This is a genomic window from Brevundimonas sp. GN22 (assembly GCF_054824005.1).
On the sequence record NZ_JSYD01000048.1, the window covers coordinates 50115 to 61010 of the forward strand.

15 protein-coding genes and 1 tRNA gene are annotated in these 10896 nt (G+C 62.0%); 7 read left to right on the plus strand and 9 right to left on the minus strand.

Annotated features, from left to right (window positions below):
• Positions 1-70 precede the first annotated feature (70 nt).
• The 4 genes from OB03_RS07595 to OB03_RS07610 form a co-directional block, all read right to left on the minus strand.
• Positions 71-799: a MotE family protein gene (locus tag OB03_RS07595; RefSeq protein WP_242914739.1), complete on the minus strand. Its 729-nt coding sequence runs from the start codon at positions 797-799 to the stop codon at positions 71-73.
• Between the two features lie 70 nt (positions 800-869).
• Positions 870-1454, minus strand: a complete 585-nt coding sequence (locus OB03_RS07600) for a DUF6468 domain-containing protein (RefSeq protein WP_461343720.1) — start codon at positions 1452-1454, stop codon at positions 870-872.
• The gene (gene fliM / locus OB03_RS07605; RefSeq protein ID WP_461343730.1) at positions 1451-2443 is read right to left on the minus strand and encodes a flagellar motor switch protein FliM; all 993 of its coding nucleotides are present in this window, start codon (positions 2441-2443) and stop codon (positions 1451-1453) included. Before fliM ends, OB03_RS07600 begins: the two co-directional genes overlap by 4 nt.
• Before the next feature lie 69 nt (positions 2444-2512).
• Positions 2513-3148, minus strand: a complete 636-nt coding sequence (locus OB03_RS07610; protein WP_242914735.1) for a flagellar basal body-associated FliL family protein — start codon at positions 3146-3148, stop codon at positions 2513-2515.
• Positions 3149-3325: 177 nt separating this feature from the next.
• On the opposite strand from OB03_RS07610, the gene flgF reads away from it, so the two are divergent.
• From flgF to OB03_RS07640, 6 genes are all read left to right on the plus strand, one after another.
• A complete protein-coding gene (gene flgF / locus OB03_RS07615; RefSeq protein WP_461343721.1) occupies positions 3326-4063 on the plus strand; it encodes a flagellar basal-body rod protein FlgF in 738 nt (245 codons plus the stop codon).
• Positions 4064-4078: 15 nt separating this feature from the next.
• Positions 4079-4867, plus strand: coding sequence for a flagellar basal-body rod protein FlgG (gene flgG / locus OB03_RS07620; RefSeq protein WP_242914731.1), 789 nt, complete (start codon positions 4079-4081; stop codon positions 4865-4867).
• Positions 4868-4882: 15 nt separating this feature from the next.
• Entirely contained in the window at positions 4883-5677 is a 795-nt protein-coding gene (gene flgA, locus OB03_RS07625) for a flagellar basal body P-ring formation chaperone FlgA (protein ID WP_242914729.1), read from the plus strand.
• A gap of 17 nt (positions 5678-5694) precedes the next feature.
• Positions 5695-6411, plus strand: a complete 717-nt coding sequence (flgH, locus tag OB03_RS07630) for a flagellar basal body L-ring protein FlgH (RefSeq protein ID WP_242914727.1) — start codon at positions 5695-5697, stop codon at positions 6409-6411.
• A gap of 213 nt (positions 6412-6624) precedes the next feature.
• A complete protein-coding gene (locus OB03_RS07635) occupies positions 6625-7041 on the plus strand; it encodes a hypothetical protein (RefSeq protein ID WP_461343722.1) in 417 nt (138 codons plus the stop codon).
• Between the two features lie 16 nt (positions 7042-7057).
• Complete coding sequence (locus OB03_RS07640; protein ID WP_461343723.1) at positions 7058-7606, plus strand: hypothetical protein; 549 nt, start codon at positions 7058-7060, stop codon at positions 7604-7606.
• A gap of 41 nt (positions 7607-7647) precedes the next feature.
• Here OB03_RS07640 and OB03_RS07645 read toward each other — a convergent pair whose 3' ends face one another.
• Together OB03_RS07645 and msrA are read right to left on the minus strand one after the other, a co-directional pair.
• A complete protein-coding gene (locus OB03_RS07645; protein WP_242914721.1) occupies positions 7648-7989 on the minus strand; it encodes an MmcQ/YjbR family DNA-binding protein in 342 nt (113 codons plus the stop codon).
• 19 nt (positions 7990-8008) lie between these two features.
• Complete coding sequence (msrA, locus tag OB03_RS07650) at positions 8009-8659, minus strand: peptide-methionine (S)-S-oxide reductase MsrA (RefSeq protein WP_242914719.1); 651 nt, start codon at positions 8657-8659, stop codon at positions 8009-8011.
• Positions 8660-8805: 146 nt separating this feature from the next.
• On the opposite strand from msrA, the gene OB03_RS07655 reads away from it, so the two are divergent.
• Positions 8806-8895: transfer RNA gene (locus OB03_RS07655), tRNA-Ser, on the plus strand.
• A 28-nt stretch (positions 8896-8923) separates the two neighbouring features.
• Here OB03_RS07655 and OB03_RS07660 read toward each other — a convergent pair.
• From OB03_RS07660 to OB03_RS07670, 3 genes are read right to left on the minus strand one after another with little or no spacing between them, the layout of a single operon-like run.
• A complete protein-coding gene (locus OB03_RS07660) occupies positions 8924-10018 on the minus strand; it encodes a tyrosine-type recombinase/integrase (protein WP_461343724.1) in 1095 nt (364 codons plus the stop codon).
• Positions 9997-10182: a hypothetical protein gene (locus tag OB03_RS07665; RefSeq protein WP_461343725.1), complete on the minus strand. Its 186-nt coding sequence runs from the start codon at positions 10180-10182 to the stop codon at positions 9997-9999. The genes OB03_RS07660 and OB03_RS07665 overlap by 22 nt, the downstream gene beginning before the upstream one ends.
• A complete protein-coding gene (locus OB03_RS07670; protein WP_461343726.1) occupies positions 10175-10771 on the minus strand; it encodes a hypothetical protein in 597 nt (198 codons plus the stop codon). The genes OB03_RS07665 and OB03_RS07670 overlap by 8 nt, the downstream gene beginning before the upstream one ends.
• Positions 10772-10896 lie beyond the last annotated feature (125 nt).

Genomic DNA, 10896 nt, shown 5'->3' on the forward strand with positions numbered 1-10896 from the left:
TTGGAAAAATCGATGGCGCTGCATAGCGGCAACTGCCGCCCGTGCCAACCAATCAGCGTATAGGGCCCGATCAGTTCGCCGCCGCCGGAGCCGCAGGGGCGGCAGCAGGAGCAGCCGCAGGCTTGGACGCCACTGGCTCTCCGGCGGCCGCAGAGGCGCGGTCCAGCAGAGGCTTGGACTCGTATTTCTTAGCCAGCTTTTCCGTCAGCTCGCGCGCGGCAGCAGGCTGCATCTGGGCCATGATGGCGGCCAGTGTGCGCGGACGCATGCCCTGCGCTACGGGAAGACGCACATCGTCCTTCAGGGTCGCGAACACCGCCGCAGCCTCACGCGGGCGCATGGCGGAATAGACGGCGACCAGACGGTTGGTCTCTTCCTGCTCCTTGGCCTCGACCTGACCGACCAGCGAACTGATCTCGCCCTTAAGGTCTTCGAGCGCCTTAAGCTTGGCATCCAGCTTTTGCTCGGCGGCAACCATTAGTGGCAGGGTGGTGGCGAAGTCGGCGTCACGGGCGTCAAGCTGCTCGCGGCGCTTCGACAGCGACTGGATGATGCGCAGTTCTGCGGGCGAAATGCCGGCCTGTTGGGCCAGTTGTTCCGGCGTCAGGGCGCAAACCGCAGGCGGAGCCGCCGTCGTCGCAGCCGCTCCCTTGGCTGCATCCTCTGCCGCCGGAGCGCCTTCCTGCGCCCACGCTACCGCGCCGGTGAACAGTTCCGGTGCCACGCCCGCCGCTCGCACGGCAACGACGCCGCCAATGGCGACAGCGATCAGGGGCAGAAGGCGGGGCAGCTTGCTCATGGCAACAACCGGAAAAAGTGAAGGGGCACCGGACCTTTAAAAGCGTTGCCTTTAAAGGTCACGGCTTCATTCAGGCAGCGAACAGATCTTCGTCGAGACTACGGCGGGCACGGTTTAGGCTTTGTTGCGCAGCTTGGTTAGCGGCCAGTGCCTGAAGCATGCCGGTCAGACCGCCATTCTCGGCTTCCTTGACCGGTTTGGCAGCCTGCGCAGGCATAGCGGCGCTGGCTTGCTCGATGCGCTGCATCAGGCTGGCCATGCGACGCGCGCGCTCTGACTCTTCGGTCACCAAGGCCATGGTCGACACCAGCTCCAGCGGCTCTTCTTCCTTGACCGGAGCGGGCGCACGCGCAGCAGCAGTCGCAGCGGTGGCGGCCTGTTTCGGCGCGCGCGAAATCAGGACTTCGAGTTCCTGCTTCACCTGACGCGCCTTGATGATGCGGTCGTGCAGCAGGTCGGTTTCCGCACCCGAAGCGCGCAGGGTCGCAAGCGCCTGTTCAGCACGGCCAGCCGCGTTGTTCAGTTCCTTTACCGCGCCCGCAAAGGCCAGTTGGCCCTCGCGCAGACCCTTGAGCTTGCGCTCCAGCTTCACGCCGTAACCGATGGCTGCCACCAGCAGCATCATCAGGATGCTATCGAGGATGATACCCGTCACCAGCCCTCTCTCCCAGCCACACGCATGGCCGCTTCTGTTGAAATCGGGGCCTCGACGCGCACAGCCACGTGCTGGCCGCGTCGTCCCATTTTACCGATGGTCAGATTGACCGCACCGGCCTTAACCGTGACATCGCTGTCCGGTGTGGCGTTCAGCATCAGGGTGTCGCCGACCTTGAGATCCAGCACCTTGGACAGGGGCATCTGCTGTTCATCCAGAACGCAGCGCACCTCGGTGTCCGTGGTCCAAAGCTCGGTGGCCAGGTGGCCTTCCCAGATGTTGTCGCGACCGAACTTCTCGCCCATGAACTGCTGCAGCAGCATTTTGCGGATCGGCTCGAGCGTCGAATACGGCAGCAGCAGCTCGACGCGGCCCCCACGGTCTTCCATGTCGATGCGCAGCTTGACCAGAATGGCGGCGTTGGCCGGACGCGCAATCGCGGCAAAGCGCGGATTGGTTTCCAGTCGGTCCAGATTGAAATGCACCGGCGTCAGCGGCTCAAAGGCGGCGCGGGCATCGTTCAGGATCACCTCGACCATCCGCTGCACCAGTGCGCGCTCGATGGTGGTGTAGGGACGGCCCTCGATCCGCAGCGCCGCCGTGCCGCGACGGCCACCCAACAGCACGTCCACGATCGAATAGATCAGGTTACTGTCGACCGTCAGCAGGCCGTAGTTGTCCAGCTCCTCGGCGCGGAACACCGCCAGAATGGCCGGAAGCGGGATCGAGTTCAGATAGTCGCCGAAACGGATCGAGGAGATGGTGTCCAGCGACACCTCGACGTTGTCGGAGGTGAAGTTTCGAAGGCTGGTCGTCATCAAGCGCACTAAGCGGTCGAAGACGATTTCGAGCATCGGCAGACGCTCATAGGACACCAGCGCCGAGTTGATGATGGCGCGGATGCCGCTGCGCTCATCGCCCGAGCCGTCGTCCATTTCAAAGCCGAGCAGGCTGTCGATCTCGTCCTGGTTCAGGACGCGTTCGGACATACCGCTATCGGCTTCGGGAGCGCCGAAGGGATTTTCATCCAGACCACTGCCGAGGGTGTCGGTCATCGATTATTGCACCAGCATTTCTTCGATAAGGACCGCATCCACCTTGCCCGGTGCGGCCACCAGATTCACGCGACGCAACAGTTCAGCCCGAAGCTGGTAGGTGCCAGCCGAACCTGCCAGATCATCCGGACGCAGTTCGCGCAGGAAGCTCTGCATCATATCGTTCAAACGCGGGGCCTGTGCCTGAAGCTGGGTGGCCACCGCCGCATCCTTCATCTCTAGCGTCAGCTTGAGCTTGAGATAGCTGGTGCGGCCCTCTGCCGACTGAACATTCACGATAAGATCCGGCAGGGTGTAGAAGGTTACGCCGTCCGGTCCGGCCGCAATCGTGCCTGTGGCTTCACCGGCAGCAGCGGCATCCCCGCCCCCGCCGTGACCGTCGTCCTTCTTCTTCTCGTCCTTGGGCTTTGCATGCGCGTCGGCTTCGCCCTCGGCAGCCGGAGCCTTGGGCTTCATCAGCATGAAGGCCGCAGCGCCCCCGCCACCGGCCACCAGCACAGCCGCGCCAATGATGATCAGCAGCAGCGGCGGCTTCTTCTTGCCGGAGCCTTCGCCCTCGACGTCCTGCGCGGTTTCGCCCTCGACCACAGCCGGAACAGCGTCAGCACTTTTCTTTTTGCCAAGGTTAAATTTGAGCATGCGGACCGACCCCAACCGTACAGTAGAGCTAAGTGGGGCCTGTTTGGTTAACAGGGCGTTAACCATGCGGCAAAGTCTGCCGGGCGTATAGGCTTCCGCAAACCTAAACCATTGAAATCGCTCGTAACGAGCAGTTGGCACGACTGTTGCGAAAAGCAGAGGCGAAGGAGCCCTGCTTTGGAAAACGCCGCCTACATCGGATTGTCCCGTCAGATGACGCTGCGCCGCGAACTGGATATCGTGGCCAACAACATCGCCAATGCGGACACCACCGGCTTTAAAGTCGAGCAGATGCTGGTCGGTACCGAACTCGGTGCGCGCGCCCGCAACCACGCCATTCGCCCTTCCGCCAGCTTCGTACTGGACAAGGGTGTAGGCCGTGATTTCGGTCAGGGCGCTCTGCAACAGACCAGCCGCGATCTCGATTTTGGCATCGAGGGCGAAGGCGTTTTCTTCACCGTCCAGACGGCGACCGGACCGGCCTATACCCGTGACGGCGCCTTCACCATGGACGACACAGGCCGCCTGACCACGCAGGAAGGCCACCCCGTTGTCACCGATGCGGGCGAGCTGATCGTCAATCCGGAACTGGGCCCGATTACCGTCGGTCAGGACGGCACCATCACACAGGACGGCCAGATCGTCGGCCGTCTCAACGTCGTCCGCTTCGACACCCTGTCGGTGTTGGAAAAGAGCGGCGACAACCTCTACCGCAACACCTCCAACGCCCAGCCGGTCGAAGCGACCGACGCGCGCATCCGTCAGGGGATGCTGGAGGGCTCTAACGTCAACACCCTGATCGAAATCACCAATCTGGTCGAAATCAACCGCGCCTACGAGAGCGTGACGCGGATGATCGAAAACACCAATGACCTCAGCCGTCGCGCCGTCGAGCGCCTCGGCAAGGTCGCGTAAGAGGAAGCCTGAGCTATGCGCGCACTTCGTACCGCCGCCTCCGGCATGGCTGCCCAGCAGCTGAACGTCGAGGTCATCTCGAACAACATCGCCAACATGAACACCGTTGGCTACAAGCGCCAACGCGCCGAGTTTCAGGACCTGCTGTACCAGAACGTCGAGCGCATGGGCGCACAGTCCTCGACGCAGGGCACCGTCGTTCCGACCGGTATTCAGGTGGGCATGGGTGTGAAGGCCGGCTCGGTCTACCGCATCACGGCCCAAGGCACGCCGAGCCAGTCCGGCAACACCTATGACATCGCCATTCAGGGCAAGGGCTATTTCCAGGTCACCCTGCCCTCGGGCGAGACGTCCTACACCCGCGCGGGCAATTTCTCGGTCAACGCCGAAGGCCAGCTTGTCACCAAGGACGGCTATCTGATCGAGCCCGCCATCACCATCCCGCAAAACGCTGTGGATGTGGCCGTATCACGTGCCGGTCAGGTGCAGGTGGTTCTGGACGGCGAGACCGAACCTCAGGTCGTAGGCCAGCTGGAAATTGCGACCTTCATGAATGAAGCGGGCCTTGAAGCCATCGGCGACAACCTGCTGTTGGAGACCGCAGCCTCGGGTGCCCCCAATGTCGGCGTGCCGGACGAGGTCGGCTTTGGTCACCTGCTGCAAGGCTATACCGAAAGCTCGAACGTGGACTCGGTGTCGGAAATCACCGCCCTGATCGTGGCCCAGCGCGCGTATGAGATGAACTCCAAGGTCATCACCACCGCCGACGAAATGCTGTCGGTCTCGGCCCAGTTGAAGAACTAAGGCGGGAACTGAACGATGAAGCGCCTCCTGCAAACCGCCACCGTCTTGTTGGGTGCCGCCGCCCTCGCCGCGTCGGCCTATGCCTCGAGCGCGCATGCCGCTTCGGTCGTGCTTCGTGCGGCGCCGGTGGATGCCGACGGCCGGATCACACTTGGCGAACTGTTCGAGGGGGCAGGATCTGCCGCCCACGTCGTGGTGGGTCAGCGCGCGGGCAGCAGCGCCGTACTGGACGCCGGTCAGGTGCAAGTGATTGCCCGCCGCGCCGGTCTGGAATGGAACAACCCCACCGGATTGCGCCGCATCGTGGTTCGCGAAGGCACCACCGCCGCTAGTACCGCCAATACCCAATCGGCAGCCGCCCGCCCCGGTGCGATGGTCGAAGCCCTCACCTTCACCCGAAGCCTTGCCGCGAACGAACCGGTACAGCCCGAGGATGTGGCGTGGACGCAGGTTCAGGCCCACCTTGCCCCCGCCAACGGCCCGCAGGACGCCGCCGATGTTATCGGCCTGTCCCCCCGCCGCGCCATGCGCGCCGGACAGGTGGTCAACACGCGCGACCTGACGTCGCCGGTCGTCATTGCCCGTAATGACATGGTCGAGGTCCAGTATCAGGACAGCGGTATCGAACTGACCATCACTGGCCGCGCCCAGCGTCAGGCCGCCGTGGGCGATGCCGTCACCATCCTGAATACTCAATCCAACCGCACCATCGAGGCGGTCGCTGTATCGCCAGGCCGCGCCATTGCCGGTCCCGCCGCACAAGCCATGCGCAGCACCCCTGCCCGTTCACTCCAGTTCGCCGCTCGTTGAGCCAGAAAGACCGTACCATGCGCAAGTTTCTGATCCTCGCCGCCGCCTGCATTCCCCTCGCTGCCTGCACCACCGCCACTGAAGCCCTGCGCGGGCCGGAACTGGCTCCGGTCGGCTATCCCTCGCAACTGGCCCCGATGGATCAGGCCTATTTGCCTGAAGCCACCCCTGCCAGCGCCAACAGCCTGTGGCGTACCGGTGCCCGCAGCTTCTTTGGTGACCAGCGCGCCCGCCGCGTGGGCGACATCCTGACGGTCAACATCGACATCAACGACCGCGCCCAGACCCAGAACACCACCAATCGCAGCCGCAGCAACAACGTCTCCGGCGGCGTCAGCAATCTGTTCGGTCTGGAAAGCAGCATCGGCAAAGTCCTGCCGGGTGCCTTTGATCCATCCAACATGGTCGGTGCCGAGGGCGAGATCAGCCACAACGGTACGGGCAGCGTAAACCGCTCCGAACGCGTCAACCTGACGGTGGCCGCGATCATCACCGGCGTGATGCCTAACGGCAATCTGGTCATCCAAGGTCGGCAAGAAGTGCGCACCAACCGCGAAGTGCGCGAACTGACCGTCGCTGGAATCGTTCGCCCGGAAGATATTTCCAGCGCCAACACCATCGCCCACACCCAAATCGCCGAGGCCCGCATCTCTTACGGCGGTCGTGGCGACATCAGCCGCATGCAAGCCGCCCCTGCGGGCCAGAACCTGATGGAGCGTTTCAGCCCGTTCTAAACGGCTGAAAATACCGGACTTATCCGTTTTCACGCATCGAACCCCGCTCGGACACGTTAACGAGCGGGGTCGCATCTATGTGCGATTACGGTTGCGCTTGCCGACCAAGGCTATCTAATCAGACGACCACAGACGAAGGACACGCCTATGCGCGACCTGCGCCGAAGAACATCAAGCCGATTCGCCTGCCTTCTGACAGGTACGGTAGCGGCCATGCTGACTATCGCTGTGACGCCGTCCGCATATGCCCAGAACGCGGGCTGGACTTGGACATTGTATGCCGACAGCACCCCTGTCGTGCTGGCGCAAGAAATCCCTGACACCCCACGCCTGAAGACCACCCTGCAATGCGCGCCCGGCACCCGGCAGGTCCAGATATCCCTCTATGACGCAGATGCCGTAGCTGCAGGGCCCGTCATCTTGAAATCCGGCCGCCAGAGCAGCGAGGGCGAGCTTCGCGCCACGTCCAACCGTTTGGCCGTCTCGCTTCCGGTCGACCATCCGGTCTTCCTTGCGTTTCAGGCAAGCGGGCGACTGGAACTAAAGAGCGGCGAGCGTGTCCTGCCAATCATCATCGAAGCCGCGCATCTGCCCAAACTCGCCCGCTTCGCTGAAGCCTGCGCCTCCTGACACCAAGTCGCTTCCAATGAGCTCCCCCATGTCGATTGCGTGCCGTAACAACACCCGCCTGCCCTTGCTGGGCGCTCTGTCAGCCCTGCTGTTCACCGCAGCCTGCGCCACGCAGCCCGGTGCAGTAGGCAGCAGCGCCACACTGACCGCACTCACCGAGCCGCCCGCACGCCACCAGGGCTACAACTGGTTTTTCGATCAGGATGAAGGCGAGTTCCAACTGTTCTACGGCATGGCGGAATCGGACGACATACCGCTGGGAATGACCTGCTCGAGCGGCTCTGGTCGCATCACGATCTCAACGCCCAGCGAGGATAATCACGCCCGCAGCCTGACCCTGACCTCGGGTGGCCAGATGGCGACCTATCCGGCGCGCGCCACCGAGGCACAGGTCTTCGACGGATACAACATCGTCAGCCAGACCACGCCTGCCGATCCGGTTATGCAGGCCTTTGGCCAGAACGGCTGGATGGCCGTGGCAGGCAAGGACGGCTGGATGAGCCTTGTCGGCGATGGATCTGCCCGCGAACTCGCCCGACGTTTTATGGCGGGCTGCAAACGCTAAACAAAAGGGGCGGCCAAACATCGGCCGCCCCTTATTTGTTTCTACAGACCCAGTTCCTGTCGCAGCTTTCGCGTTAGGCCCTTGGTCACAAGCTGGTGCGAGTGATCGATCAGATCGGATAGCTCCCCATCGTCCCAATCCTCGACGGCTGCCACCTTCAGCCAACCCCCGCGCGGCAGATAGGGTGCCCGCTCGGCCCTCCCCTGTTCCCTCAGCAGTTCATAGGCAATCTCGGAGGCCTTGAAGCACAGACCCCCGTCGTCGCCCAGCATGGCGAAAATCTTGCCACCAACCTTGAAGGTCTGAAAGTTCGGGCCAAAGGGGCGCTCGACCGTGGCCGCTGTGCGCGACAGACAAAATGTCTCGACCTCAGCCGGCTTCATCGCACGCCCCTTTAATCACTCAGGCATTCACGCCAAGGCCGATCGGGCAGACAACCCCCGTGCCGCCGATGCCGCAATAACCGGCCGGGTTCTTGGCCAGATAGCCTTGGTGATAGTCCTCGGCGTAATAGAACTCGCCCGCCGGCAGGATTTCGGTGGTGATCTCGCCACGCCCCGCCGCGCGCAGCGCTTGCTGATAGGCCGCCTTGGACGCCAGCGCCGCGTCGCGCTGGGCTTCGTCGTTATAATAGATCGCCGAGCGGTACTGGGTGCCGATGTCATTGCCCTGACGCATGCCCTGCGTCGGGTCATGGTTCTCCCAGAACACCTTCAGCAGCTCTTCGTACGGCAGCTTGGCCGGATCAAACACGACCTGCACCACCTCGGAGTGGCCGGTCTTGCCCGAGCAGACCTCTTCATAGGTCGGGTTCGGCGTAATCCCGCCCGCATAACCGGCCGCCGACGAGTAAATGCCTTCCTGCTGCCAGAACACGCGCTCAACGCCCCAGAAACAGCCCATACCGAAGACAGCGACTTCCAGACCTTGCGGCCACGGCCCCTTCAACGGCGTGCCCAGCACGAAATGGGTCGTATCGGTTGCCAACGGTTCGGCGCGCCCCGGCAGCGCCTCATCAGCGGTCGGCAAGGTATCGGCTTTTTTCAATAACATGGGCGGACTCCAGATTCTTTTGCAGAATATCATATGGGAACTGCAACGGCGCTTGCCCATCCGTCACGTTTGATTTAATCAGCGCCCTCTCGCCGGACCGCTCCCGGCGAATCTGCTCCGGACGCATCCGGACACACAGTGGATTAGGACAGGTGGCCGAGTGGTTGAAGGCGCACGCCTGGAACGCGTGTATAGGGGCAACTCTATCGAGGGTTCGAATCCCTCTCTGTCCGCCACCACCATTTTTTCCTTCAACATTTTCAGCTACTTGCCTCCATTTTTGGCTAACTGGGTGTGAAGGTTAGCCATTTCCTGCTCCGTTTTCGTGCCGCCGATGCGAGCCATAGCGGCATCTGCGAGGCGGATTTGATCGCGCTTCCTCGTGTAGCGCTGCACCTCTTTTGACGTCTGGTGGCCTGTCACTGCCATGATCTGGGCCTCGCTTGCCCCCGCATCTGCAAGGCGGGTAGCTGCTGACTTGCGAAGACCATGCGCTGAGCAATGCCCTAGCCCCGCGGAACGACACGCCTCTCGGAACCAGTTACCGAAGCCGCCGGCGGTAAAGCCCACCCCAGCCTGCGTTTGCAGGAATAGCATTTGGTTTGCTGGTACCTCACTCAGCGAAGCGGCCAAGCGGGGATGGATAGGAAGCTCAAGTTCCGCCCCCGTCTTCTCTTGCCTGACCTGAATGCGCCCCGCCTTGAGATGCTGGCGGCCCATCTGGCGCACGTCGCCGGATCTCTGCGCGGTATAAAGCAGTAGGTCGAAGGCTAGGCGCTCTCGCGTGCCGACATCCCACCGAGCCTCAAAGGTGGCTATCTCTGCTTCCGTCCATGTGTGGAAGCCTTCGGACGCTATCCGTAAGGGCTTAACGCCAATAGCCGGATTGTCGTCGCGCATTTGCCGCGCAACAGCGAACTGAAGCATCCACCGCAAGACCTTCACCATGTTGTTTGCAGCGGTCGGTGTCGCTGCTCGCTTGTCGCGCATGGTCAGAATGTGGGATTGCCGGATACCCTTTACGGGTAAGTCGCCGTAGTCGGTACGCAAGCGCTCGATGATCCCGCGATAGGTCGCTTGGGTGGTCTTGGCCATTAGCGACCACTCCGCCGATGAGTATATGGCAACAGCGAGTGCATTGATGGTTCCGGGCTTAGTGCGCCCCTGTCCAATCACCAGCTTTGCGCCGCCGCCTTCAGTCGCCGCTTGATATGCTGCAGCGAACTCAGAAGAACCGGGCACGCCGGGCAGGTAGATGGTTTTCTCGCCCTTGCGACGATAGCGGAAGCGCACCTTACCGTGACGGTCTCGGAAGGACGTGACGTTCTGAAATCCGATTACCTTAAGGCCTCGTCCCATTTGGCGGCCTCCTCATCGCTCGCAGCGGGCACGCCGCTAGGTGAAGTGCTGTGCAGACGAACAGCGCCACCCGGCAGGACGTCAATGGCGGCCGGAACGATCCCGCGCTTGCTGAGAGCATCCACGACGCGCAGCAAATCGATTTGGCGAACCACTTTAGTCATCAAGCTCACCAACAACGTTAGCGATGCGACCCGCTTCGCCCAGGCGACGAGCAACGTGGTAAGCCACCAACCCCGGACGAATTACTAAGTTAGCGTCGCTAAAACCCAGAATACGGGGATAGTCTCGACGCTTGCCCCGCAGGCCCTCTTTGGGCCGCTCGTGGTAAAAATCGAAATCGTACTCATATTCACCGCGCACCTTTCTGAAGGTGATAAAGTCGTTCAGGTGTTTGGTGGCGAGTTCTTCTAAGGTTGTTACAGTTTGGAGGCTTGCAATGGGGTCCATCGGCCGCAAGTTTTCTTCGGTCGGAGTGGCACCCAGCACGCTCTCAAATATGACCTCCTTGGAAAGCTCCGCTGCATTTACGACCGGAACGCCCCAGTCAACCAGTTGGCGCATCAGGGCGAACTGGAAGACATGCCATGAGGTGAAGGCCGCCCACTTTCCCTCTGGTGCCTTATAGTCAAGCGTTTCAAGCCAGCGCCTGAGCGACTTAGGCGTGCTGTCGATCGCATTCACCACGTCAGAAAATCGATAGACGCGGTGCTCGCTTAGGGGATCTTCAGAAGGAAGTGGGCTCTCGTTCATACCCTGTAGGGTATCTTATTTTAGGCACCAGTCAAGACGCACCCTATAGGGTACCTTTCTGCGCACCACCCACTCCCAGCACATCCCTAATCAACGACAGGGCGCAAGCATCTGACCAGTCGTGA